This is a genomic window from Mucilaginibacter panaciglaebae (assembly GCF_039539265.1).
Classification (GTDB): domain Bacteria; phylum Bacteroidota; class Bacteroidia; order Sphingobacteriales; family Sphingobacteriaceae; genus Mucilaginibacter; species Mucilaginibacter panaciglaebae.
The window spans coordinates 149,531-174,912 of record NZ_BAABCV010000008.1 but is presented as its reverse complement, the minus strand read 5'-3'; the positions used below and the strand labels follow the sequence as shown (position 1 = coordinate 174,912).

General features: G+C 42.1%; 19 protein-coding genes. 8 read left to right on the top strand and 11 right to left on the bottom strand.

Features of this window, described 5'->3' with window-relative positions:
- Positions 1-92: 92 nt before the first annotated feature.
- From ABD772_RS12445 to ABD772_RS12435, 3 genes are all read left to right on the top strand, one after another.
- Positions 93-2,918, top strand: coding sequence for an outer membrane beta-barrel protein (locus ABD772_RS12445; protein WP_345104794.1), 2,826 nt, complete (start codon positions 93-95; stop codon positions 2,916-2,918).
- A 352-nt stretch (positions 2,919-3,270) separates the two neighbouring features.
- Positions 3,271-5,805 (top strand): ATP-dependent Clp protease ATP-binding subunit, encoded by a 2,535-nt coding sequence (locus ABD772_RS12440; protein ID WP_345104791.1) that lies wholly within the window; start codon positions 3,271-3,273, stop codon positions 5,803-5,805.
- 162 nt (positions 5,806-5,967) lie between these two features.
- Positions 5,968-6,375, top strand: coding sequence for a hypothetical protein (locus ABD772_RS12435; RefSeq protein ID WP_345104788.1), 408 nt, complete (start codon positions 5,968-5,970; stop codon positions 6,373-6,375).
- Positions 6,376-6,463: 88 nt separating this feature from the next.
- On the opposite strand, the gene ABD772_RS12430 is transcribed toward ABD772_RS12435, so the two are convergent.
- The 5 genes from ABD772_RS12430 to ABD772_RS12410 all read right to left on the bottom strand — a co-directional run bounded on the left by ABD772_RS12430 (position 6,464) and on the right by ABD772_RS12410 (position 11,329).
- Entirely contained in the window at positions 6,464-7,249 is a 786-nt protein-coding gene (locus tag ABD772_RS12430; RefSeq protein ID WP_345104785.1) for a DUF4249 domain-containing protein, read from the bottom strand.
- 8 nt (positions 7,250-7,257) lie between these two features.
- The gene (locus tag ABD772_RS12425) at positions 7,258-9,591 is read right to left on the bottom strand and encodes a TonB-dependent receptor (protein ID WP_345104782.1); all 2,334 of its coding nucleotides are present in this window, start codon (positions 9,589-9,591) and stop codon (positions 7,258-7,260) included.
- 176 nt (positions 9,592-9,767) lie between these two features.
- Positions 9,768-10,337, bottom strand: a complete 570-nt coding sequence (locus ABD772_RS12420; protein ID WP_345104779.1) for a dihydrofolate reductase family protein — start codon at positions 10,335-10,337, stop codon at positions 9,768-9,770.
- Positions 10,338-10,358: 21 nt separating this feature from the next.
- Entirely contained in the window at positions 10,359-10,922 is a 564-nt protein-coding gene (locus ABD772_RS12415) for a dihydrofolate reductase family protein (RefSeq protein ID WP_345104776.1), read from the bottom strand.
- Between the two features lie 23 nt (positions 10,923-10,945).
- Positions 10,946-11,329, bottom strand: a complete 384-nt coding sequence (locus ABD772_RS12410; protein WP_345104774.1) for a DoxX family protein — start codon at positions 11,327-11,329, stop codon at positions 10,946-10,948.
- Between the two features lie 186 nt (positions 11,330-11,515).
- On the opposite strand from ABD772_RS12410, the gene ABD772_RS12405 reads away from it, so the two are divergent.
- Positions 11,516-12,493 carry a GlxA family transcriptional regulator gene (locus ABD772_RS12405; protein WP_345104771.1) on the top strand — a complete coding sequence of 326 codons (978 nt, stop codon included), beginning with the start codon at positions 11,516-11,518 and terminating at the stop codon, positions 12,491-12,493.
- Positions 12,494-12,541: 48 nt separating this feature from the next.
- Here ABD772_RS12405 and ABD772_RS12400 read toward each other — a convergent pair whose 3' ends face one another.
- The 3 genes from ABD772_RS12400 to ABD772_RS12390 form a co-directional block, all read right to left on the bottom strand.
- The gene (locus ABD772_RS12400) at positions 12,542-13,207 is read right to left on the bottom strand and encodes a tetratricopeptide repeat protein (protein WP_345104768.1); all 666 of its coding nucleotides are present in this window, start codon (positions 13,205-13,207) and stop codon (positions 12,542-12,544) included.
- Positions 13,146-13,346, bottom strand: a complete 201-nt coding sequence (locus ABD772_RS12395; protein WP_345104765.1) for a hypothetical protein — start codon at positions 13,344-13,346, stop codon at positions 13,146-13,148. The genes ABD772_RS12400 and ABD772_RS12395 overlap by 62 nt, the downstream gene beginning before the upstream one ends.
- Before the next feature lie 88 nt (positions 13,347-13,434).
- Positions 13,435-14,274 carry a tetratricopeptide repeat protein gene (locus ABD772_RS12390; protein WP_345104762.1) on the bottom strand — a complete coding sequence of 280 codons (840 nt, stop codon included), beginning with the start codon at positions 14,272-14,274 and terminating at the stop codon, positions 13,435-13,437.
- A 136-nt stretch (positions 14,275-14,410) separates the two neighbouring features.
- Here ABD772_RS12390 and ABD772_RS12385 point away from each other — a divergent pair, with 136 nt between their 5' ends.
- From ABD772_RS12385 to ABD772_RS12375, 3 genes are all read left to right on the top strand, one after another.
- Positions 14,411-14,872, top strand: coding sequence for a GNAT family N-acetyltransferase (locus tag ABD772_RS12385; protein ID WP_345104759.1), 462 nt, complete (start codon positions 14,411-14,413; stop codon positions 14,870-14,872).
- 280 nt (positions 14,873-15,152) lie between these two features.
- Positions 15,153-18,353 carry a glycoside hydrolase family 2 TIM barrel-domain containing protein gene (locus ABD772_RS12380; RefSeq protein ID WP_345104757.1) on the top strand — a complete coding sequence of 1,067 codons (3,201 nt, stop codon included), beginning with the start codon at positions 15,153-15,155 and terminating at the stop codon, positions 18,351-18,353.
- A gap of 165 nt (positions 18,354-18,518) precedes the next feature.
- Positions 18,519-20,054 (top strand): glycoside hydrolase family 32 protein, encoded by a 1,536-nt coding sequence (locus tag ABD772_RS12375; protein ID WP_345104754.1) that lies wholly within the window; start codon positions 18,519-18,521, stop codon positions 20,052-20,054.
- Positions 20,055-20,102: 48 nt separating this feature from the next.
- On the opposite strand, the gene ABD772_RS12370 is transcribed toward ABD772_RS12375, so the two are convergent.
- Complete coding sequence (locus ABD772_RS12370) at positions 20,103-21,773, bottom strand: hypothetical protein (RefSeq protein WP_345104752.1); 1,671 nt, start codon at positions 21,771-21,773, stop codon at positions 20,103-20,105.
- A gap of 171 nt (positions 21,774-21,944) precedes the next feature.
- On the opposite strand from ABD772_RS12370, the gene ABD772_RS12365 reads away from it, so the two are divergent.
- Positions 21,945-23,030 carry a glycoside hydrolase 5 family protein gene (locus ABD772_RS12365; RefSeq protein WP_345104749.1) on the top strand — a complete coding sequence of 362 codons (1,086 nt, stop codon included), beginning with the start codon at positions 21,945-21,947 and terminating at the stop codon, positions 23,028-23,030.
- A 254-nt stretch (positions 23,031-23,284) separates the two neighbouring features.
- Here ABD772_RS12365 and ABD772_RS12360 read toward each other — a convergent pair whose 3' ends face one another.
- Both ABD772_RS12360 and ABD772_RS12355 read right to left on the bottom strand, forming a co-directional pair.
- Positions 23,285-23,725 (bottom strand): SRPBCC family protein, encoded by a 441-nt coding sequence (locus tag ABD772_RS12360; RefSeq protein ID WP_345104746.1) that lies wholly within the window; start codon positions 23,723-23,725, stop codon positions 23,285-23,287.
- Positions 23,726-23,820: 95 nt separating this feature from the next.
- Positions 23,821-25,371, bottom strand: a complete 1,551-nt coding sequence (locus tag ABD772_RS12355) for a sulfatase family protein (RefSeq protein WP_345104743.1) — start codon at positions 25,369-25,371, stop codon at positions 23,821-23,823.
- Between the last annotated feature and the right edge of the window lie 11 nt (positions 25,372-25,382).

Sequence of the window (25,382 nt, the reverse complement as noted above, 5' to 3'; positions counted from 1 at the left end):
AACGTATTCAATCAATCTAAACTTATCACAAACAACTTCACAACTTGAACAAGTATTTAAAACTTACATTGGTGTGCTTTTGCTGCACATTAATGTTTAATGCTTCTGTGGCGCAAACTCAAACTACCACCCAGGCTGCCCAAAAAGACACCGTAAAAGTAGGTACGGTTATTGGCTTATTGCGCGACAGCGTACACAATTACGTTTTGCAATCTACTACGCTGGCGATTTACAAGGTACAAGGTAATGAGCTGGTAAGCTATCAACTGACCAATAATTTCGGCCGTTATCAATTTAAAGAGATCCCTGTGGGCATGCCGTTGTATATAGTGGCTACCCATGTTGGTTATCAGTCTACAAAAAGAGAGTTTTCTATATCGCCTAAAACAAAAACCATCGACCTTAAAACCATCAACATGCAGCGGTTAGACGTTTCATTAAAAGAGGTCACTATATCGGCAGTGCAGGCGCCAATGCAAATGCGGGGCGATACGCTTGAATTTAACGCCAGTGCTTTTAAGCTTGATAGTAATGCCGTAGTTGGCGATCTGCTGCGCAAGCTCCCTGGCGTTACTGTTTGGGCCGACGGCGTGATAACCGTAAACGGAAAAAAAATAAATCAATTATTGGTCAACGGCAAAGATTTTTTTGGCGGCGATAACAGAATTGCGCTCGACAACCTTCCTAAAAATTCTGTACAAAAAGTGCAGGTTTATCAGGATAAAAACGATAAGGACCCGGTAAATCCAAAAACAGATATGAATATCGTTTTGAAGAAAGATAAGCAGGACGGTATGTTTGGCAAATTTGGTGGCGGGTATGGTAGCCGTGACCATTATGCAGGCGACGGAATGCTTACCTATTTTTCGCCCAAAACGCAGGTAAGCTTGGTAGGGGCTTATAATAATGTAAATAAAACTGCTTATGATGTCGGTACACTAATGCGTTTTAACTCGTTTAAAGGCGAAGGTATAAATAATGATTATCACAGCGATTTCAGGCGAGCCGGTGTAAATGTTTTCAGAGGCGGCGGCGTTACGTTTTCGCAGGATTTTAGCAAGGATTCTGACCCGCGGCAGCCATATTTCAAAACCAACTTACTTAAAGGCGAAGTTTTTAGCAATGACCTGGATAACAAAACTATCAGACAAAGCGAAACCATTATCTCATTAGGCGATAACGGACATTTAAATCAAACTTCTGACGATACCCGGCACAGTAACGATTTTAGCCTGCGCTCAAATGCCAGTTACCAAAAACGCACCGAGCATAGTTCTATCAATGCATCGTATAATATTAACAACTCGCAAAGCACAGCGCAGGCTACGCAAAACAACAGGTCTGTTAATGATCAGACACAAAATCAAAGCCGGAGCTTTGAACAGCAGAATACCACCCGGAACTCAACCAATGCCAGTGGTTCGGTAGCCTTAAATACGAATAGATACTATGACTTTGGCAAGCAAAAAAATAAATCGTTTAACACAGAGCTTAAGTATACTTTTGATTTAAATCATAGCAATGAGGATAGTAAGAACATTACTGATTTTACTGCTACAGATGCTACACAAAACAAGTATTTTAACCGGCAATACCTAAAAGATATAGACGGTGGTACACACACTTTCGTTACCAATTTAAAGGATGTAACACAGTTGTTTCAACGCCGGGGAAACAGATTTGTACAGATAGATCTTAACAACACTGTGAAGCTACATCATGAAAATGAAAATGATAATGTTGGCGATCTGGCATCCGGCGCTTCTGCCTTTACACCTAATAAAGATCTTACCAACATCAGTCATTATAAAACTATTGACGAAAAACCGTCTGTTGTCGTTTCTAAAGACTTCTGGAAATCACTTGATAATCGTTTTTATAAATCATGGCATGTATTTGTCAATGCGCAGGCGCAAATATTTGATCAGAAAAACGACGCGCTGCAAACCTTTCAAAATATAGACAGGTCGTATCGGTACTTTATCCCGGCAACCGACTTTACTTATTATAATAACCAATATGGCGAATATTCTAAAAACTACAGTTTTGGCTACTATACTTCGGTAATTTACCCAACTGTCAGCCAGTTGGCGCCGTTGGTTGATAATGCCGATGTCTATAGCATTACCGTAGGCAATATGAGTTTGAAACCGGCCTATAGGCACGATGTGTATGCAAACTATGCCTATTACGATCAGAAAAAGAAAAATCCGATAAATTACAGAATAGAGCTTTCTGCAAATCTGATCAGAAACAATATAGCTGAGAGCACAAGATATGATGAGCTGGGCCGGTCGGTTCATCAATTCATTAATTTGGCCGAGAGTAAATCTGCCAACTATAATGGCTGGGTAAATAAGGCTTTCAATTTTAAAGATCATCAGTTCCAGCTTTCAGGAAACTCTGACTATAGATATTCAGAATACACCACCAATGTAAATGGTCGAGACTATCTGACCCGGGCAAATTCGTTTAGTGCATCTGCATCGTTGGTTTATACTTTCAAATCAATTTGGCGGGCCGATGTTGGAGAGGGTTTTGAAGGCTCAAAAACCAACCAGATAGGTTTGAGCCGGTATACTAACTATAACTGGGCAACTAATTTGGGTTTGAGCTTTGCATTCCCGAAAAGCTTGTTCTTTGACACCCGGGCAAACATCAACAATAATAAAACCTCGGCGTCAGACCATAATATTTATTACACTATCTGGAATGCTGATGTTGGTTACCGTTTCCTGAAAGGCTCAAATGGGGAGATCAAGTTTTCGGTGCTTGACATTCTGCATCAAAACAAATCGCTGGAGAACTATATTGGAGCAAACACCCTTACTACAACTACAGCCAACGTGCTGCAGCAATATTTCATGCTGACGCTGGCTTACTACCCGCGTCATTTCGGATTACATAAAAAGAAATAAAGCGTTTAGCACACTATACAATCTTGGCATGCCGTAATGTCACAGTTACCGGCAGCGGCTGCCTTTTTTTCCACAGTTGGACGGTTTACTCCTATATCGACTAAACTATTCTGGTTTTACTGTATCAAACCGGTAAATAAAGGCGTTATAACACGCAACCAGAGCTAAGTGCCATTTATTTTGGTAATAAACATTGCATAAAGTTTAACTTTTGATAGATTGCGCATCATAATATTGTCTGATTATTTATCCGAGTAAAATTTGGCAGTAATATTGTTGATAAATTACGAAAAACGAAGCGTCCTAACTATAGCAACTAATTGATATATTAGGACGTATAATAGGAGTATATATGGAAGCAAAATTTTCGCCACGGGTTAAGGATGTGATACAATATAGTAGGGAAGAGGCATTGCGCCTTGGACATGACTATATTGGTACCGAACATCTTTTGCTTGGCCTTATCCGTGATGGAGACGGCGTAGCTATAAAACTGCTGAGAGAATTGGCAGTAGATACAGCAAGGCTTCGCCGGTCTGTTGAAGACGCTGTTAAAGGAACTATAGGAACTAACGTACATATTGGCAGCATTCCGCTAACTAAACAAGCCGAAAAAGTATTGAAGATAACTTACCTTGAAGCAAAAATATTTAAAAGCGATGTAATAGGCACAGAACATTTACTGTTATCTATTTTGCGCGATGAAGATAATATTGCATCACAAATACTGATGCAATACAATGTTAATTATGAAGTGTTTAAGGGCGAAGTTGAAGCTCATAAAAACAACATAACTGACGAAATGCCGGGTTCGTCAACAGGTGGTGATGACGACTTTAAAGAAGAGGACGCCTTTAACCAGCCTAAGAAAGTATCTGACATCAAATCAAAAACGCCGGTATTAGACAATTTTGGCCGCGATTTAACCCGCGCTGCCGAAGATGGTAAACTTGACCCCATTGTTGGCCGTGAGAAAGAAATTGAACGAGTATCGCAAATTCTGTCACGTCGTAAAAAGAACAACCCAATTTTGATTGGTGAGCCGGGTGTTGGTAAATCTGCCATTGCCGAGGGTTTGGCATTGCGCATTGTCCAGCGAAAAGTATCGCGTGTCTTGTTTAACAAACGTGTAGTTACATTGGATCTGGCTTCGCTGGTTGCAGGTACAAAATACCGCGGCCAGTTTGAAGAGCGTATGAAAGCCGTAATGAACGAATTGGAGAAATCTCCGGATGTGATTCTGTTTATTGATGAGATCCATACTATTGTTGGTGCTGGTGGCGCCTCAGGTTCGTTAGATGCCTCGAACATGTTTAAACCTGCATTGGCTCGTGGAGAGATACAGTGCATTGGTGCAACTACATTAGATGAATATCGCCAGTTTATTGAGAAAGACGGCGCTTTAGACCGTCGTTTTCAAAAAGTAATGGTTGAGCCGGCTACGCCTGACGAAACCGTTGAGATATTAAATAGAATTAAAGAGAAATACGAAGAGCACCACGGTGTAACTTATACCGACGAAGCTATTGAGGCTTGTGTTACTTTAACTACAAGATACATTACAGATCGGTTCTTACCGGACAAAGCTATCGATGCTTTGGACGAATCGGGCTCGCGTGTTCACTTAACTAATATCCATGTCCCTCAGGATATTTTGGATATAGAGAATAAGATAGAACAGATAAAAGTTGAGAAAAACAAGGTTGTTCGAAGCCAGAAATACGAAGAGGCAGCCAAATTGCGCGATACTGAAAAGCATCTGCTTGAAGAACTGGAGCAAGCTAAATCTGCGTGGGAAGCTGAAACAAAATCAAAACGATATACTGTAACTGAAGATAATGTTGCCGAAGTAGTATCGATGATGACCGGTATACCGGTACAAAAAGTAGGGCAGACCGACAGCCAGAAACTGTTGAATATGTCTGGCACCATCGGTAACAAAATTATAGGCCAGGAGGATGCTATTAAGAAGCTGACCCGCGCTATACAACGTACCCGCGCAGGTTTGAAAGATCCTAAAAAACCAATTGGTTCTTTCATATTCTTAGGCCCTACCGGTGTTGGTAAAACCGAGTTGGCTAAAGAGCTGGCCCGCTTTATGTTTGATACCGAAGATGCGTTGATTCAGATAGACATGAGCGAGTATATGGAGAAATTTGCCGTATCGCGCTTAGTGGGGGCGCCTCCGGGCTATGTAGGTTATGAAGAAGGCGGACAGTTAACAGAAAAAGTGCGTCGCAAGCCATATGCTGTGATATTGTTGGATGAGATCGAGAAAGCACACCCTGATGTATTTAACATACTGTTACAGGTTTTAGATGAAGGTCAACTTACCGACTCATTGGGCCGCAAAGTTGATTTCAGAAATGCAATCATCATCATGACCTCAAACATTGGCGCACGCCAATTGAAAGACTTTGGTCAGGGTGTAGGCTTTAGCACCAACGCTAAAACTACGCAGGCCGAGCAACACTCAAGAGGTGTAATTGAGAACGCTTTGAAACGCGCTTTCGCTCCTGAGTTCCTGAACCGTATTGATGATGTAATTGTGTTTAACTCACTTGGTGAGGAAGAAATATTCAAGATCATCGATATCGAGTTAGCAGCTTTGTTTGGTCGCGTTAACAGCCTGGGATTCAAAATTGACCTTACGCAAGAAGCCAAAAAGTTCATTGCCGACAAAGGATATGATTCTCAGTTTGGTGCGCGTCCGTTAAAACGTGCCATCCAGAAATACCTGGAAGACCCAATTGCCGAAGAAATATTAAAAGGCGAGCTAAATGAAGGCGATACTATGATAGTCGATTACGATAAAGAAGCCGACGAGATCAAAATATCCCCCAAAAAAGCTTCGAATAAAAAACCTAAGCAGGAAGAACAGAATTAATATATTTTAATATATAAAAATACCCGTCCATTAAGGCGGGTATTTTTTTTGTATTATTGTGATATCTACCTGATTGTAAAATAAATCAAAAAAAAGTAAACTAAGCATTAAACCTTTGCGTTGTACAATTATCTTACTGTTGAAAACAAAAATATTATCGCTATGAGAAAACTCTTATCTATTGCTTGTGTGGCCCTTGTTGTGGCGGCTTTAGCTTCATGTAAAAAAACATATGTAACAAACACCCCTAATCAAACCTGGAGTGTTAAAATTCAACCTGCCGACTGGTCACAAACCACAGACGGTAAATCAGATTCTGTTGATAGAGTTGTACCAGGCGTGGGTAGCTTTTTTAATGATAATGGCGCTACTTTAGTTTATTTCTCCTTTGTATCAGGAGTCTACGAGCAAGTGCCTGAAGTTTATAACGGAACATCTTACAGTTATTTCCATTATACAGCAAATGATGGGCTGCATTTGGTGCTATATTCGCAACCGATTAATGGCAGTACACCGGTGAAACCAACCAGTGATATTAACGTAAAATTAGTCTTGCTTCCGTCTGAATAGGTATTAATTTGTTAGGTAAATGGCTTGCTATTTGGCAGGCCATTTTTGTTTAAAACTTAATCGTTCCAGCAGGATAAATTTTACTTGCCTACGGTATAATGATATTGCGATGCTCTGTAGTGTGTACGCTAAAATATCCTAATGGCTTGCTGCCAATAAAATTATTAGGAGGATTGGTGGGCGTAGCTGTTGTAAACCCGTTAGATTGTAATGAAAATGTATACCAATAGGTATAAATATCTTGTTCAATGCATTGCATTTCGATATCTACCCGGTCGCCACTTTTTAACTTAATGTCATCCTGGTATAAGTAAGCCTGCACCAAATGGCCGTCGTTAAACTGGTCATCGCGGGTAAATATGCGTTTTACCTGTGTCCCGTTTACAGATAATATAAAGCGGTAGTAATTAGCTAAGTTAGGTGTGTCCTGGTAAAAAATAATTATAGTTTTTTCGGCAGTGGTGCCAAATGTTTGTACAGACAGGGCAATAGAGTCAATAGGTACCTTAGGGGGCATAGTGGCTGCAGCCAAATAGGTTTTGCCATCAACCTGAACCCTTAACTGGTAAGTTTGATTGTAGCGCCCGGCAAATGAGGTTGAATAATAAGCACCGGGTGTACGTTGAATCAGACTGAACTCCTGCCCTTTAGCGTTAATCAGCTTAACTGCAGCGTTTGTTACCGGTGCGTATCTGTTAGGGCTGTCAAGCGAGGCCGAGCGGGTGATGATAATGCGCTGAGGCACCGTTTCGTCAGTTATATTACCTTCAATAACCAATTGGGGCTCGGTACTGCGCAGGTTAAGATCAATCACGTTTTTACATGCAACCCAGATCAGGCTAAATAACATTAAGAATATTAATCTGTACTTCATTGCCATTGCTAATACGTAAAGTTATAAGTTACAGACGGTATTCGGCCAAATAAACTGGTTTTTACAGCCTGTGTGCGCGAATGGTCGTGAGGGTCGTCCTGGAAGGTTATTGTATAAGCGTTTTTGCGGTTATAAGCATTGTACAGGCCAAAAGTCCAGCTTGAGTGAAAGCGTTTATGAGGTTTGCCCTCAAGTGTAGCACCTATATCCAGGCGGCTATACGCGGGCATACGGTCGGCATTACGGTCGGCGTAATAAAATGTTGTTAAGCCGCCTACCTGATATTTAGCGTGCGGATACGTTACCGCATTGCCGGTTGCATAAACAAATGTGCCTGAAAGCGTCCAGCGTTTGCTCAATTGATAAATGCCGACTATAGATATATCATGTGTCCTATCGTGCGTTGCAGCAAAATAATGGCCATCGTTCACATCGTCAAATCTGTTTTCGGTTTTTGACAGCGTGTAACCTATCCAGCCGTTTAATTTGCCATAATGTTTCTTAAAAAATAATTCCAATCCATAAGCCCGGCCATTACCATAAATCAGCTGCGATTCGACGTCCTGATTGGCTATAAGCTGCGCCCCATTTTTATAGTCGATTTGATTTTGCATGGCTTTATAATAAACTTCAGACGAAAACTCGTACTGGTTATTAGCCAGGTTTTTAAAATATCCCAATGCTACCTGGTCTGATAGGCCTGGTTTAATATTGTTACTGCTCATTACATACAGATCGCTGGGCGAAGCTGATGTTGAGTTAGATATTAAATGGATATTTTGTGTATTACGGTTATATGATGCCTTTACGGAGTTTTGATCATTCAACTTATAACTTACTGAAAAACGCGGTTCGAGATTTAGGTAGGTCTTTACAATATCGCCATGGCCATAGTTTTGGTAGTATAAGGGTACATCGGCAGGGCTGTACGTAGTAAATTTGCCGGGCCCCAGTAAAGAGAATGTCGAAAAGCGCATACCGTATAGTAACTCAACTTTATCGGTTACTTTCCAATCATCAGACAGATAAGCAGACGACTCCAGCCCATACCGTTGCTGTATTGTCTGCGGATTAACTTCGGATGTGGTGGATGAGGTTATATCTCCCGGTGAAATAGAATGGTATGTGCCGTTAACTCCAAAATAAAACGTATTGTTATCCGACAGGAAATATTGAAAGTCTTCCTTCAAACTAAAGTCACGTATTTTTGAGCGTACCTTAAAATCATTATCAGATAAAAAACTTTGGATCAGGAAATTGTAATTGCTATAGATAAACGACGAGTTCAGGAATAACTTGTTGTTGAAAATATGGGTAAAGCGTAATGTAGTGGTTTGGTTGCCCCAATTAGTGCCAAAGTTGTCTTTTAAACCCAGAACGTCTTTGCCAAAATATCCTGAAAGATAAATAGTGTTTTTATCATCAAAACGGTAATGGAATTTAGCATTCAGGTCATAAAAGTAAAGGCTCGCCCCCCGGGTGTTAGAGTCGGGCGATAGTTTCAGGAAGAGGTCGGCATAGGTACGTCTGGCACTGATCATAAATGAGCTTTTATTAGCTACGATAGGCCCTTCAACCTTGATGCGTGAAGCTATTAAACCAATACCGCCCTGTACATTAAGTCTCTTATCGTTACCATCAAGCATTTTGATGTCTAAAACCGATGACAGCCTGCCTCCGTACTGAGCAGGCATTCCACCTTTATAGAGGCTTACGTCTTTAATAGCGTCAGAATTGAAGGTTGAGAAGAAGCCAAAAAGATGGGACGCATTGTACACCACAGCTTCGTCAAGCAATACCAGGTTTTGATCTGAATTACCACCCCGCACATAAAAACCAGTATTGCCATCGCCGGTTGATTTTACTCCGGGCAGTAACTGTATAGTTTTGATAACATCCTTCTCGCCAAATATTACCGGTACGTTATTTATCTGGCTTAAATCCAGTCGGTTAACACCCATTTGTGGGTTGTCGATATTATCGCTTTTATGAGTTTTTCCGCTTATAGACACTTCTTGTAAAGTGTTATTGCTAATTAACCGAATATCGAGCTGCGAATTTTTATCAAGTTTAATGCGTTGTGTAATAGTCTCATAGCCAATATAGCTGACATTTAATAGGTAGTCGCCCTCGACGGCAGTTAATGAGAAAAAGCCATAACCGTTGGTTGTGGCGCCGCTATGTTTTAACTCTTGTAATCTAACAGTCGCGCCTATCAAAGTCTCACCGGTTGCGGCGTCTTTAACCGTGCCGTCAATGGTGTATTTTTTTTGTGCCTGTGCGGCAGTGACCAGGCAAAAAAGTATCAGCAAAAAAAATATATAACGAAAACGTTTATGCATATACGATCATCCGGCTATATAAATTGGTAATTATTTGATTGGTGTAGCCGGTTATATTGGTATAAACCCAAAGATATTATTCTTGGCGACATTTATAACGCAGAAAATCAGCAATTAGCATAAGTACGTTTAACTTTACTATGATACGGCTAAGTGTGCTGAGAAGTTGCCATAGGCTAATCCGGATGTATACTGTACTTAAGTACCGCTACTCCCGATGATAATATATGCGAGCCGACGAATCTTAATTTCTGTGGTTGATGAAAAAGCGCTATCCCACGCCCAATACTTACCGGATATAGCCAAAGCAGATATTCATCAATTAAGTTAAATTTACTAAGATAGCGCACCAGTTTATGGCTGCCATAAATAATGATATCCTTGCCGGGTTGTTGTTTAAGTTTTGAAATTTCGGTACGGATGTTAGAGGAAATAAGCCTGGAGTTGGCCCAGTACACACATTTTAAAGTAGTTGAACAAACTATTTTTTGATAGCTGTTGATCATAGTCGCATAAGCCAGATCGCTACGTGATAGCGAAAGGCCGGTACTTACAGCGGGCCAGTAACCGGCCATTGCGCTGTAAGTATTTCTGCCTAATAATATGGTGTCGGCGGTGCCGAGTTGTTGGGCAAGCAAATCGGCCATGTCAGTGGTCCAGTTTTGAAGGTGCCAGTCAAGCCCACCGTCAGGTGCGGCCATAAATCCGTCCACTGTGACATTCATGGATACTATTATTCGCCTCATTTCAACCCCGCTGTATATTAATTATGCCTGCATATAGTTCAGTGCTACTATGCCAACTTCAAACGGATGTGCTTTTACAAGTTTTAAACTGAGTTTGCCATCCAGCATTTTGAAGATCGGCATACCGTTGCCAATGGCTGCCGGATTGACAAACAAGTGGTAATCGTCAACCAAACCTGCCTTAATTAAGGCCGATGCAAAGCCTGCGCCACCATAGGTGACAATGTCACCGCCCCCGGCAGCCTTTAGCTTTTTAATCTCATTAACCAGGTCGCCGGTTGCAACAATTGTGTTATCCCACGTCGATTCGGTCAATGTTTTTGAAAATACTACTTTGGGCGTGTTTACCATTTTTTGGCTAAACTCGTCGTTGCCTTCGGGTGTTTGTACGGCAGCGGCCCAATGCGGTATAAAACCTTCGGCTAATTTTCGGCCCATAACTATGGTATCAACCCGCTCGTGTAAATCTTTAACATAAGCTTTTATATCGTCGCCCCATCCCCATGACATCCAATCCATTTCCCCATTGGGCCCTGCAACATATCCGTCAACAGATATCTGCATCTGTAACTTTAATTTTCTCATATTCTAATTGTTTTAAGCAGATATTATGCTTGTCTTTTTTGCAAATCCAATTTTTTGTGATAATAGATATAGGCTGCAGCTGCAAGGGCAATAAAAATTAGCATAAAGTACCATGGGCCGTCCGGATTTGGTATACTGTAAATAGAGTAAGTTGCACCTATCAGATCGAAAGTCAGGCCTGCGTAGGCCCATTCTTTCAGACGTGGAAAGCCCGGAACCAGGATGGCAATAACGCCCAGCATTTTTGCTACACCAATAAACGGAATAAAGTATAAAGGGTAGCCGAGTGCGCCATGCATTCCTTTCACAGCGTCAGGCGACGACATTACGTCCGGAATTGCAGAACCGAACATTACAAAGGCAAATAAAATGTTAAATACCCAGTATAAGATCTTTGTTGTTTTCATTGTGTTAAGTTTTGTTTTAAGTTTAGTGATTGTTTTAATTAACGATACAAATGTACACCACCATTTACACCTGCGTGACGTGAAGTTGAGACATTGTGAGGGGTGATTTGAGACATTAGGTTTTTTCTTTGATGGCTTTTATTAAATTTGATAAAGCACTTGTATTACAAGTTAATATAAAATAAGATGAAGCACGTATCTATTTTAGTCCCTTACGATTCTGTATTAGCCGCCATTTTTGATCCGCGGTATATACTGACTGCCGTAAACCAGTTTTTGATTGATGCCGGTAAAGACCCTGCATTTGATGTAAAGCTGGTAGGCATGGCGCCGCAGATACAATTAAGCGGTGGCGCTTTCTCTGTAAATACGGATAGCTTATGTGCAGATGTCGGGAAAACTGATCTGGTGATCATCCCTGCGTTAAGCGGTGATATGAAAACCAGTATTGAACGTAATAAAGACCTGGTGCCGTGGATAGTTGACCAATATAATAAAGGTGCGGAAGTAACATCATTATGTTTGGGTGCTTTTCTGCTTGCCGAAACCGGTTTGCTGGATGGTAAAGAATGCTCAACTCATTGGCTGTTTGCTAACGATTTCAGGGAGATGTTTCCGAATGTGATTTTGACGGATGGTAGCATTATTACCGAAACCGGTCATTTATATTCAAGCGGCGGCGCATCTTCTTATTGGAACTTGCTGCTTCACATTGTCGAGAAATATGTGGGCCGAGAAATGGCTATACGCGCGTCTAAATTTTTTGCTATCGAGATTGACCGCAAGAGCCAATCGCCGTTTATTATGTTTAACGGGCAGAAGAAACATGAAGACGAGCCTATTAAGAAAGCACAGGAATTTATTGAGCAAAACCTGACCGAAAGGATTTCGATTGAAGATCTGGCGACACGCTTTGCCATTGGTCGCCGGCATTTCATCCGCAGATTCAAAAAGGCCACCAACAATACACCTGCCGAATACATCCAACGGGTGAAGATAGAAGCCGCTAAAAAGCACCTGGAAAATACCCGGAAAAACATAAACGAGGTAATGTATGATGTTGGCTACACGGATGTTAAAGCTTTCAGAACCGTATTTAAAAAAATTACCGGCCTATCGCCTATAGATTATAAGCACCGTTACAATCGCGATAGCGCAGCCTGATAGCCTTAGATTATTTACCGATGGTTTGGCGCATGTTTTCAATTGCGTTTAAGCGTTGGTCGTTTGCTGGTATCCAGGTTTGTGCATTATCTGCCCAGTAGTTAAATTTTTCTTTATTTTTCTGCGTGAAATAGGAGGAATGATATTCATAATCATCTCGGTTTTGTCGCCAACGCTACACAAGAGAATTCCTTTTTTATAAGTTTCTTCTGCCTTATCCATTTTTCCTGACTTTATCTGCGCATACACCAATTCTTTGTATAAATGGCCGTTATTAGGGGTCTTTTTTAGCTCATCGTTGATTGCGACTTCGGCTTTATCAAATTGGTTAAGTGCATTGTAGGCGTAAATGAATTCAAACGCCAGACCACGATAATCGGGATTGGTGTTTTTTACGCGATTTAAATAATATAGCGCTTTGTCAATTTGGTTAGCGGCGTTGTAAGTGAAACCCAACCTGAATAAATAAGGTACAGAGGTGGTATCCGCTTTGTAAATTTTAAGCCAATCCGGTTCAACATCTTCCTGCATTTCTTTTATTTTATCATCAGGTATCCATGCAACCTTAACCCGTCCGTTATCTTGTAGCCTCTCGATACGTATTTGATTTGGCGGGTTTTTATGGCTGATAAATACACCATCCTTTTTAATTTTAAACAAACCACCCTGACGCACTGTCAAGCCCTGCGGTGACATCCATATAAATAAAGCCATAACCATATATGGTATCAACAGGGGTTTTAATGGCTACCCATTTGTCAAGACTTTCTATAAAGCCTTTGTTAAAATTTAGTTGAGTTTGCGCACTTACACGTAAAGAGAGACACGTCAATAAAATAAATAGGTATTTCATGGCAGATGCTTGTTTAGGTACTTGATCGGTCCGTTCTAAAATAGCAAAAGAAAGGCAATACCGCAAGCGCAGAAAAAATTGTTAATGATCAATTCATTGGGCTGCTCATCATACGCGTCAAAGTTTCCATCTGTTTTGTTCCCGGTACTACCCATTTTTTTGCTTCGGCGGCCCATTGGTTAAACTTAGGTTCGTTTTTTTGCTGAAAATAGATAAGACAAATATTGTACGACAGTTCAGCCTTTTGCTCTGTGTTGCTGTGTGGCAGCGCAAGTTGATATGTTTTTTCGGCCATAGCTAAGTTATTCGAAAATACCTCTTCATAAATAAGCTCCTTATAAACTCTGAAGTCATCCGGCCGTACCGCGAGCGACTTACGCAAAAGCGCTTCAGATTCATTAAACTGACGATTGGCATTGTAATAATACGCAAACTCGAAATCAAGCCCCGGATAGTTGGGGTCTATTTGTTTAACGCGCTCCAGATAAGGCAGGGCTTTGTTACTTTCATGCCCATCATTATAAGTGAAGGCCCATTTTAACAGATAAGCGGCTGATGCCGTGTCAATTTTCAAAGCGCTAAGCCAATCGGGGTTTGCTGTGATTTGCAGTTCAGGGAATCTATTTTCGGGTATCCAGGCTACTTTCGTTTTATTGTTTTGCAGCCTTAGCGTATTAATGGCGCCGAAAGGCCGCTTTGTTGGCACATAGGCGTTATTGCCTGTTATTTTAAAAGTGCCCTCGTTATGGACGGCAAGCCCCAGCTTTGGGTCCATATAAATATAGCCATAGTTATAAACGCTGTCTTTGCCCGTATAAAGAGCCGTCCAGTGGTTTACGCTTTCTACAAATCGTTTATCAAAGTTTAAGTCTTTTTGTGCAGTAGCTTGCAAGGCAATGCACGTAAAAATTACGAAGAAATATCTCATCACAGCGAAATACGCGGGTTATAAATTTGAGTTTTAACTTAACTAAGCAGGTAAAGATATACAAACCAGCCGTTAAAGCGCTATTTTTGGAGTTATGATTATCCGTCGGGCGGGTCTTGAAGACATTCCTCAAATAATGCAGTTAATTAACGAAGTGGTGCCGGTGATGAATGCAGCCGGCAACTACCAATGGGATAGCCTTTATCCTGATGCCAAAGTGTTTGAGGCCGATATTGCAAAAAAACAACTTTGGCTTGCGGAAAGTACCGAAAGTGTGGCTGGCGTTGTAGCCATTACCACAGATCAGGATCCTGAATATGCAGATGCAGGTTGGGATGTCAATGAAATTACTATCGTGGTGCATAGATTGGCTGTGAGCATACATTATCAGGGCAAGGGTATTGCCGCACAAATGATGCACCAGGCCGAAGTGGTAGCGCACCAACGCGGGTTAAGTAAAGTTAGGGTAGATACTAATGTAATAAACCAGGCAACCAATAAGCTGTTCCCCAGGCTTGGCTATATTTACGCCGGCGAAATATCCCTGGCCGGTCGCCCCGGTATGCGCTTTAACTGCTACGAAAAAGTATTGTCGTAATGTTCTCTTCTTTTTGTTTGGGGGCATACGGCTGGGCTTGCAAACGTTTGCGTAGAATATACCTGCCAATATTTGTCAAAATAAATACTTTAGCCCCGAAATGTCTGGTATAACCGATTATCAAACCATAATAAAATTATTACGAAACATACCCGATAAAAGGAGGCAAATTTCGTTGAAAAGCTATACTTTTAACACCGATACCATGAATAGGTTAAGTATGGTCGGTTTAGGTGGCCGTATAACAATTATACTCCCAAAACTAAAATTACACACAATTATGAATAGCAAAGTCTTACTTAAAAAAGAAGTTGTAATAATGTTGCTGATGCTTGTATTTGGCTTTAAAACAAGTAAAGCGCAGCAAGATGCAAGCAACTATTTGTCGGCCTCTGATACGGCGTCGGTTCCGAAAGAGATCGAGGATCCTGAAAATATCGGTATAAATAAAGAACCGTCCCATGCCACACTGATGCCTTACGCTAATTTGGCCGAAGCGTTAAAAGCGAATCGCCGCGCATCGTCGCTGGCTATAAACCTTAATGGCTTATGGAAGTTTAACTGGGTTGACTGGCCTCAAAAACGCCCGGTAAATTTCTATAAAACCAGTTATGATGTATCAAAATGGAAAGATATTAAAGTGCCCTCAAATTTCCAGGTTGAAGGTTACGGAACGCCATATTACAGCAACTTTACTTACATCTTCCAGAAAGATTTCCCGCATGTAATGACCGAGCCTAAAAATAAGAAATACACGGCTGTAAAAGAACGTAACCCGGTAGGCAGCTACCGCCGCGATTTTAACGTGCCTGCAAACTGGAGCGGCCGCCGTATATTTATCACTTTTGATGGAGTGGATGCCGGTTTCTTTATCTGGGTTAATGGCAAAAAAGTAGGTTACAGCGTAAACAGCCGTAACGCTGCCGAGTTTGATTTAACTAAATATGTCCATCCGGGTAAAAACATGCTGGCTGTTGAGGTATATCGATTTACTGTTGGCAGTTATTTGGAAGATCAGGATATGTGGCGCTTAAGCGGCATTTTCCGTAATGTAACTTTATGGAGCGCACCGCAGGAACACATCCGCGACTTTTTTATCCATACTAATCTGGATGCTCAATATAAGGACGCCGACCTGGTCGTATCGTCCAAAGTAAAAAACTATGGCAACGTTACTGTACCGGCACGCCAACTATTAGTAACCCTTTACAATGGTAACGTAAAAGTGCCTGGCGCTGCTGCTAAGAAAAATGTGCCTGCTTTAAAACCTGGTGAGGAAGTTATTGTTACAACCAGCTTTCACGTAAACAATCCGCAAAAATGGACTGCAGAGACACCAAAATTATATACCACGGTAATTAATCTAAATCAAGGTGCTAAAACTGTCGAGACCATATCTCAGCGTACAGGTTTCCGCTCAATTGAAATAAAAGGCCGCCTGTTCCTGGTTAACGGTGTGCCTATTAAATTAAAAGGCGTTAACCGCCACGAAAACTGGCCTGATGACGGTCATGCAATTACCGAGCAGCAAATGATCCGCGATATAGTGCTCATCAAACAAACCAATAGCAACCACGTACGTACCTGCCATTACTCTGACGACCCGCGCTGGTATGAGCTTTGCGACGAGTATGGTATCTACCTGGTAGCCGAAGCCAATTTAGAATGTCACGGCGCCTGGGATCAGTTTAATGAAGAGCCAAGAATAAAAGCGGCGTTGATTGATAGAAACGTTGCTAACGTAGAGAATTTTAAAAATCATCCCTCGGTAATTATTTGGTCGTTAGGAAACGAGTGCGGCAGTGGTGGAAGCAATTTCAGGGCCATATTAAAAGCAATAAAGGATATTGACCCGGCCCGGCCTACGCATTATCAGGGCTTCGGCATAGGCACTAAAAACCCTGCCGATATGGACAGCGAAATGTATACCAATGTCCGTGACCTGGAAAAACACGCAACCGATCCGAAATTAACCAAACCATTTTACCTGTGCGAGTATGCGCATGCTATGTTTAACTCAATGGGTTCGGTTGATATTTATAACGATTTATTTGATAAGTATCCAAGCCTGTTAGGCGGCGCAATATGGGAGTGGCAAGATCAGGGTATTTATAATAACCGCGATCCTAAACATCCTATCACGGCTTTTGGTGGCGGTTTTGGCGAATATCCTAACGACCGCTACTTTATCCATAAAGGTGTTGTTTTCTCTGACCGCAGGCCAAAACCGCATTTCCCGGAACTGAAACATGCTTACCAATGGATATCAATCAAAGCTAAAGACCTGAACAGAAAGGTCTTCACTATCAAAAATCGCTACCAGTTTATCAATCTCAATAACATGGATGCTAAATGGGAACTGAGTGAAAACGGCACCGTTATATCGTCAGGCAATGTTGCTTACGGTTTGATCAACCCCGGTCAGGACAAAGATGTGACCTTACCTTATGTTATTCCTAATAAACCGGGTGCCGAATATTTTTTACGTATATCATTCCAGTTAGGTGCTGACAAGCTTTGGGCTAAACGCGGCTTTGAAATTGCCGAACAGCAGTTTGAGTTAGGTACACCGGTACCTGCAATTGCAAATAAATTGCAAGGGCCTAACCTGAGCTTAAACGACGGCAGCAGCGATATCAAAGTAAAAGGTGCCGACTTTAACCTGGTGTTTGATAAAAACAAAGGCACATTTACTAAAATAGAAAAAGACGGCGATAACATTTTAAGAGATGGAGGCGGCCCGATGCTACACTTGTGGCGCGCGCCTCACCAAAAAGATGATATGTGGGCTTATGACGGCTGGGTTAAAAATGGCCTGCGCGAAATTAAATGGACCGCCAACGATGTTAAAGCCGTGCAACTGTCACCAAACGTAGTACAGATCAGCGCTAATTTAACCGGTGTAGGCCAGCAAGACTTTGTAGTGCGCCACAATGTGGTTTATACCATTAACGGTAAAGGCGAGATCAAATCTGAAAACAAGGTCAGCTTTAGCGACCCTAAACTGGTACTGGCCCGTATTGGTGTACGCTTGTTACTGAATAAAGACATGAACCAGTTTGATTATTTAGGCCGAGGCCCGATGGAAAACTATGCCGACCGCAAACAGGGCTCAGATATAGGCCATTATGCAAGCAGTGTACTTAACCAGATGACAGGCTATGAAAAACCAATGGAGCAAGGTAACCACGAAGATGTACGCTGGGCAAACCTTACTGCCGCAAATGGCCTTAGCCTGAATGTTAAACAGGTTGATTCGGTAATGCAGGTAAGCGCCCTGCCTTATAGCGATGAGGAAATGGAACCTGTTGAGTATAAAATAGATTTACCGAAAAGCAAGGGCACAGTGCTTTGTATAGACCATAAAACTTTAGGCGTGGGCTCAAACGGTTGCGGGCCGCGGCCATTAGAGCAGTTCCAGGTGCATGCCCAGCCAAGCAGCTTCAGTTACGAGCTTGACCTGTCTAAAAAGAAAAAATAAGCACAATTATTAGTTGTATATACAACGATAAACAGAAAAGGGCGCATTTTGCGCCCTTTTCTGTTTATCGTTGCTTCTGTTTTATATTTCAATGTACTATCTTTAAAAACTGAAGGTGTTATCACCTGCCAACAAACAACCTATTTACGTATTAACCAATAAACCATGCTGCGTAATAAACTGATCGCTATTTTATTTTTGTTGCCTGCAATAAAAGGGTATAGCCAAAAGCAAGCGGTACCCAGCCCGCAATGGCGTCCTAAATATCATTTCACACCTGATAAAAACTGGACAAATGATCCGAACGGTTTGCTGTTTTTGAATGGCGAATTTCAATTATACTATCAGCACAATCCATTTGAAAATAAATGGGGACATATGAGCTGGGGTCACGCTGCCAGTAAAGATCTGATATCGTGGAAGCACCTGCCGGTTGCCATACCTGAAATAGTAACCAAAGATACCACAACCTGGATATATTCAGGATCAGCAGTACTGGATAAAGACAACACCAGCGGGTTTGGTACGAAAAAAAACCCGCCGGTTGTAGCTGTTTTTACAGCCGACCAGCCTAAGCAGCATAAAGAGTCGCAGTTTATTGCCTATAGTAATGATAACGGCATGACCTTTAAGCAATACAGCAATAACCCGGTTATCGACTTAAACAAAAGCGATTTCAGAGACCCTAACGTGTTTTGGTATGAGCCCACCAAACAGTGGATCATGACCGTGTCAATGGTTAATGAGCATATGGTACGTATCTATGGTTCGTCAAACTTAAAGGAATGGACTAAATTGAGCGACTTTGGCCCTGCCGGCTATACCCGTAATGGTTGGGAGTGCCCGTCAATGTTACCATTGGTGGTCGATAATGATCCGAATAAAATCAAGTGGGTAATGTTTGTATCATCAGGCGGTGATCACGGCCCGCTGATTCAATATTTTGTGGGCGATTTTGACGGGCAAACTTTCAAGGACGATAACAACGGCAGCAAAGTATTGCCGGTTGATTATGGCGATTGCTTTTATGCGGCTATAGCCTGGCGTGATGCTCCGCAAAATAAAAAGATATTATTAGGCTGGCTGCAGGATGGCCGCCGCGAAACCTATCCGTGGAAAGGGCAGATGTCAATACCGCACGATCTTTCATTGAAAACCACTGAAGAAGGTTTAAGGTTAATACAGGAACCGTCATCCGTAGTAACTAAAGCAATGCGTAAATACGCTGATGAAAAGCCGCTGCTGAAGAAAAACCTGCGTATTAGTGATACTCGGATCAGTCTGAATAAAGAGCGCCCATATAGTGGCAATTCTTATTGGTTGAGCGCAGAGTTCGCAGTTACTAAAGACACTAAAAAAGTGGGCTTTAATATTGTAGAAAATCCTGATATCACCAAGAACGTAACTGTGGGCTATGATGCCGAAAACGGACAACTGTATATTGATTGTACTATATCAGAGATTGGCAATAAGTCACGCCGCAACTTAACTCAGTTAGCACCGATGAAGCCTATAAACGGCGTGGTAAAAATCCAGGTATTGGTAGATAATTCGTCTTTGGAAGCATTTGGCAATGACGGCGAAAAAGTAATCTCTACTATGATCTATCCCGATATCAATGCCACTAATCTGTCGGTATTTGCCGAAGGGAAGGCCATCATAAAAGCCTTGAAGATTTGGGATATAAACCAAAAGAAATAAAAACAAGCAAGGCGCGGATTCTGCGCCTTGCTTGTTTTTATTCATTAGCTATTTAATATCAGCCATATTCAACACAATGCTATTGCCATCGGGCGTCAACCTGAATATTGAACTATTGCCTGGTTTGCTAAACGTGCCCTTTGCAGTTTTCAACTTGTAGTCGGTATTCTCAAACTTGCAATCCAATTCTTTGCCGTCGATTTTTTCAAAAGGCAGTTTGTCTGTTGGTGGTGTGTTAAGTTCCAGGTACCAGTCAAGTTTAGTTTTGCCGATCAGGTTGATTTTGATCTGTCCTTCTGATAAATCAATCTCTAACGAACTTTTGGAAGTTGTTAATGGCCAGGAAATATGCAATGCGCCAGCTGCGGTTTTACTGAATTTAGGGTCTCTGCCTGCTAACAACACCACCTCGCCGGCATCAGTTTTGGCTTTAAAGCGCAAACCGGCCAGGTCATTGCGTTTGCTCCAGATGTAACCATCCACAATAGGCAGAGTAAAGAAAGTACACTCATTCGAAGTAACCGGTTCAGTTTCATAAACCGATGGGAACTCCTCATCAAATAGATGAATATCACGAATACGCAGGTTATTATGCTCCCACAATAAATTTATCCGGTAAAACCGGCTATCGTACCAGGCGGTCTTTAAATCACTTCCCTCGATATCTTTACTTACTGAAAATGAGGTAGGCGGTGTAACTTTATAATTCTTCTTAAACCAGGTGCCCGATTGTTCCATGGTTTCAACACGCAATTTATGCTGATCGCGGAGTTTGGCAATCAGTGGCATTTGTATCTCAAAGCCTTTTTTCATGGCGTCCCAGGTAAATGAGTTTTCCTGGCCAGCCTGGGTATAATTAAAGTTTACGGATTTATCATCTACCAAAGTTTTAAAGAACCAGTTAACCCAGGTTGAGTCGCCACCTCCAAAATGATAAACCGGCTCCAGTGTAATAACCCCCTGGCGGCTTGAGCTGATACCGGTATCATACTGGCGAACCGGATCACTGCCTAATAGTCTGAAAATAGGCACCGGGATTTGCTTATCGGCATGTTGTGCCGGCATGTAAGAGTTAATCTTACTCGGATAATATGCCTGGTTCCAGTAACCACCCCAAAGTGTATAACCATCGGTGCCATATTGATCCTTGCAATTGGCCGAGGCTACAATGTGGTATTTCTGGTACATATAGTTTAAACTGTAAGCATCAATAAACCATGAAGCGACTGTTTTAGGATAATAACCAAATATCTTTTTAAAGTCAGTAAAATAAGTATCAATAAGCTTTTCGCGTTCAGCAGGAGTGAAGCCGGTAGAGAAACCAATATTAGCACGCCAGTCCCACGGATAGCGGCCCCGCCATTTCATGCCTGAATTTTCGACCAGCGGCTGCGGAATTTCCCACCAGGCGCCAATTTCAAAAGTGCCTTTGGGTAACGACGATAATAACGTTTGATAGCGTTTATCCATCAAAGCGTCATACTGCAACAAAAACGTGCCGGACAGGTGATACTTCTTCAGCATTTCCACCTGTTTTACTACGGTTTGATATAAAACGTCTTCCGTTATCTTTGCATCGCGCGGCTCCAGCAGCCGAATGAAGTTGACAATGTTGACAATCTTTGGCGCAGGCTGCGCAGTTTTAGCACGTTGTGCTGACGCTGAAAGACTACTTAAACATAGCAGGCACGCTATCAGTTTGTTGCCGATGTTATTCATAAAGCTGACGTATTATAATTGGTTTAACAAACATAACACAAGTTGGATTATAAGCCATCCTCCACTGTCCTGATATTTTGCGATACTCAAAGATCAGCTTTAATAAATAAAGCTTTTACTTGGTGTACACTTAAACTATATTAGCAGACCATTTATAAACAGATACATATAATGAAAGCAATAAAAAATCTGGTATTAACCGGTGCCCTATGCGTATTAGGCGCGGTAACGGTAAACGCCCAATCGAAATCTGCGGTTAAAGAGAAAATATGGTCAGCCGCTAAAGCTAACCGATGGTACGCCCAGCATCGTTGGATTGCAGGGGCTAACTTTATACCAAGTAATGCCATTAACCAATTAGAAATGTGGCAGGCTGATACTTTCGATCCGAAAACTATAGACCGCGAACTGGGTTACGCCGAAGGTATTGGCTTTAATACGATGCGCGTATTCTTGCATAGCGTAGCTTATACACAAGATCCAAAAGGGTTTAAATCGCGTGTTAATCAATTTCTGACTATCGCCGACAAACACCACATTCAACCCATTTTTGTGTTTTTTGATGATTGCTGGAATAACGATCCTAAACCGGGCAGGCAGCCTGCCGTTAAAGTAGGTGTCCACAATTCGGGCTGGATGCAGGACCCAGGCGTGCCTGCACTTAAAAATCCGAAAGAAATGAGCATTTTAGAGCACTATGTAAAAGATGTGCTAACCACCTTTGCACACGACAAACGCATTTTACTTTGGGACTTATTTAACGAACCAGGTAACAGCGGTAAAAAAGATTCGTCTATGCCTTTGCTGGTTAATGTATTTAGCTGGGCGCATCAGGTTCGTCCGGACCAGCCGGTGTCGGCGGGTTTATGGGACTGGACTTTCGAGAAGCTGAATACTTACCAGGTACTAAACTCAGACGTGATCACTTATCATAATTACGACGAAGAGGCGGCTCATTTGCGCGTGGTACAACTGCTAAAAACGCACGGCAAACCGTTAATTTGTACTGAATATATGGCTCGTCCGCGTAACAGTACTTTTGGTACCGTTATGCCAATGCTCAAAAAAGAACATGTAGGCGCCATTAACTGGGGTTTTGTAGCAGGTAAAACCAACACTATTTACGCCTGGGATACGCCCATGCCGGGTGGCGAGGAGCCGAAATTGTGGTTCCATGACATCTTCCGTAAGGATGGCACACCCTATAAAACTGATGAAGTGGAGCTGATCAGGAAATTAACTTCAGAAAAGAATTAAGAGCCCTTTTGACTTACCAATAGAAAGCGCCGCTGCAGTTTGTAGCGGCGCTTTTGCTTTCTATATGTCTATACTGACAGCTCATCCCTCCTCGCAATGTGCGTCGAAGGGGAAACTTGCATTGGAAATTCCGTCATGCTTCCCTTGTTTCAGCATGACGCACGCTAAGTAACCTTGCTTATCCTGTCGTGCCGGCATGACAGGTAAATAATATGGCTATGTTCCTGGGTCTCTCGCAGACCGTGCGGAGACGATTATTTATTCATCCCTTCTGCTCTCTTCTTCAAATTCTCCAGCCAGGTACGTAAGGTTTTGTCAAGTCCCTCCTGGTAAAAATCTACCTGTTCGTTTACCGGGTCGCCGTCTAATGATTCGGCAGTGCTTACCAGTACGCCGTCGCCCATATCGCGAAACAGCCAGACGTGTATGCCCAATACACCATTAATGGTGCCCGACCACGAGATCTTTTGGCCGGGGATCAGTTCGCTGATAGTAGATACGATGTCCATACCACCGATGGTCCAGCTAAAGGTTTTGCCGATGGTCGTCGGTGCGTCAATTTTTGAGGCCGATATATCCGGGTGCCAATCGCTCCAGCTGTTAATATCAGTGTGGATGTTCCAAACATCAATTAGCGGCGCATTGATTATGATGTCCTCGTTGGTAATAACAGGGGCTTTTGGGTTGATGTTCATAAGTGTGTTATTGATAATTGATATAAATGCAAATATCCTACCATGACAACACCTGCCCGGTCGAAATGTTGTGGACAAGACGGCTGGAACCGATGTTATTTTTTCTTTAAGAAATCCTTTTCCTCATCGCCATATTTTACCTGCAGTGCGGTTAAATGTTTTTTGAGGTAGACAATGGTTTGCTTATACTCCGGCTCAAAATAAACATTCGTCATTTCGTGCGGGTCATTTTGCAGATCATACAATTCCCAGCCGTCAACCGGGTTATAAAAATGCATCAGGGCATACCGTTTGGTGCGGATACCATAATGAGCCGTGAGGTTAAATGACAATTCGTAATAATGGTAATATATTTCGTCGCGCCATTTTTTGACCAGCGGCTGGCGAGTTAACAGTGGTTTCATAGATTCGCCCTGCATATCGGTGGGCGGTTTAATGCCGGCCATGTCTAACAATGTTGGCGCAACGTCTAAATTCAGGACAAACTGATCTAATTTCAAACCCGGTTTTATTTTGGCCGGATACCGTATCATCATCGGCGTTCTGAACGATTCTTCGTACATAAAACGCTTGTCATATAAGCCATGTTCGCCCAGGTAAAACCCCTGATCAGACATGTAAACCACAATGGTGTTCTTTGCCAGGCCGGTACTATCCAGATATTTCAATACGCGTCCTACGTTATCGTCCAGCGACATCACACAACGCAAATAATCTTCCATATAACGTTGATATTGAAAGCGGCTGATCTCTGACTTGGTATGCAGCGTTTTAAATATCTCATATTTTTTTTGATAGGCAGTATCCCATATCTTCCGCTCGGCGGGTGTTAAGCCAGATAGCTCCTTTTGATACTCGCCCGGTGCCCAGGCGTTTATTTTAGTTACTTCGCAGGTATCGCAAGGGATCTTGCTGTCATAACGGATATCCAGATCATTTTTTACTGTAATGGTTTGGCGCTGCAGGCCGGGTTTGTTTGCATAATCGTCATAAAAACTATATGGAAGCGGGAACTGTACATTATTAAACTTGTCCAGGTATTTAATAGGCGGCATGGCATTACGATGTGGTGCCTTATGATGCAGCATCAGAAAAAAAGGTTTGTTTTTATTTGCCTCAACCCAGTTCAGTGCCAAATTGGTAATAATATCTGTTACATAACCATTGTACATCGTATCCTTACCCATATTGATGAATCTGGGATGATAGTAATTACCCTGGTCGGGCAGAATATCCCAATAATCAAAGCCGGTTGGTGTACTGAACAGGTGCCATTTGCCGACAATAGCGGTTTGGTAGCCATATTGCTTAAAAATCTTGGGTAAGGTCTGTTGGGCACCATTAAAGTAAGTGCCGTTGTCTTTCATGCCGTTTAGGTGAGAATATCTGCCGGTCAGGATAACCGCCCGGCTGGGGCTGCAAACCGAGTTGGTCACAAAAGCCGACCGCATTAAAGCGCCCTGGCGCGCAATCTTGTCTATATTAGGCGTCTTAATAAATTTTGAGCCATAAGCGCTGATAGCCTGGTACGCGTGGTCGTCAGCCAGAATAAAAATGATGTTGGGACGATTTGGCTTTTGCTGACAAAAGCAGTTGAATTTAAATGCCGTAATAAAAAGAACTAACAGACTGATTTTCCTTTTCATCTTACAATCAA

What these genes read in the sequence shown, in the direction of transcription:
- ABD772_RS12405 (WP_345104771.1), top strand. Translation starts at nt 11,516, where the DNA reads ATGAAGCACGTATCTATTTTAGTCCCTTACGATTCTGTATTAGCCGCC.
- ABD772_RS12430 (WP_345104785.1), bottom strand. Translation starts at nt 7,249, where the DNA reads ATGAAGTACAGATTAATATTCTTAATGTTATTTAGCCTGATCTGGGTT.
- ABD772_RS12390 (WP_345104762.1), bottom strand. Translation starts at nt 14,274, where the DNA reads ATGAGATATTTCTTCGTAATTTTTACGTGCATTGCCTTGCAAGCTACT.
- ABD772_RS12375 (WP_345104754.1), top strand. Translation starts at nt 18,519, where the DNA reads ATGCTGCGTAATAAACTGATCGCTATTTTATTTTTGTTGCCTGCAATA.
- ABD772_RS12435 (WP_345104788.1), top strand. Translation starts at nt 5,968, where the DNA reads ATGAGAAAACTCTTATCTATTGCTTGTGTGGCCCTTGTTGTGGCGGCT.
- ABD772_RS12415 (WP_345104776.1), bottom strand. Translation starts at nt 10,922, where the DNA reads ATGAGAAAATTAAAGTTACAGATGCAGATATCTGTTGACGGATATGTT.
- ABD772_RS12445 (WP_345104794.1), top strand. Translation starts at nt 93, where the DNA reads ATGTTTAATGCTTCTGTGGCGCAAACTCAAACTACCACCCAGGCTGCC.
- ABD772_RS12385 (WP_345104759.1), top strand. Translation starts at nt 14,411, where the DNA reads ATGCAGTTAATTAACGAAGTGGTGCCGGTGATGAATGCAGCCGGCAAC.
- ABD772_RS12370 (WP_345104752.1), bottom strand. Translation starts at nt 21,773, where the DNA reads ATGAATAACATCGGCAACAAACTGATAGCGTGCCTGCTATGTTTAAGT.
- ABD772_RS12355 (WP_345104743.1), bottom strand. Translation starts at nt 25,371, where the DNA reads ATGAAAAGGAAAATCAGTCTGTTAGTTCTTTTTATTACGGCATTTAAA.
- ABD772_RS12360 (WP_345104746.1), bottom strand. Translation starts at nt 23,725, where the DNA reads ATGAACATCAACCCAAAAGCCCCTGTTATTACCAACGAGGACATCATA.
- ABD772_RS12380 (WP_345104757.1), top strand. Translation starts at nt 15,153, where the DNA reads ATGAATAGCAAAGTCTTACTTAAAAAAGAAGTTGTAATAATGTTGCTG.
- ABD772_RS12395 (WP_345104765.1), bottom strand. Translation starts at nt 13,346, where the DNA reads ATGAAATACCTATTTATTTTATTGACGTGTCTCTCTTTACGTGTAAGT.
- ABD772_RS12440 (WP_345104791.1), top strand. Translation starts at nt 3,271, where the DNA reads ATGGAAGCAAAATTTTCGCCACGGGTTAAGGATGTGATACAATATAGT.
- ABD772_RS12410 (WP_345104774.1), bottom strand. Translation starts at nt 11,329, where the DNA reads ATGAAAACAACAAAGATCTTATACTGGGTATTTAACATTTTATTTGCC.
- ABD772_RS12425 (WP_345104782.1), bottom strand. Translation starts at nt 9,591, where the DNA reads ATGCATAAACGTTTTCGTTATATATTTTTTTTGCTGATACTTTTTTGC.
- ABD772_RS12420 (WP_345104779.1), bottom strand. Translation starts at nt 10,337, where the DNA reads ATGAGGCGAATAATAGTATCCATGAATGTCACAGTGGACGGATTTATG.
- ABD772_RS12400 (WP_345104768.1), bottom strand. Translation starts at nt 13,207, where the DNA reads ATGGCTTTATTTATATGGATGTCACCGCAGGGCTTGACAGTGCGTCAG.
- ABD772_RS12365 (WP_345104749.1), top strand. Translation starts at nt 21,945, where the DNA reads ATGAAAGCAATAAAAAATCTGGTATTAACCGGTGCCCTATGCGTATTA.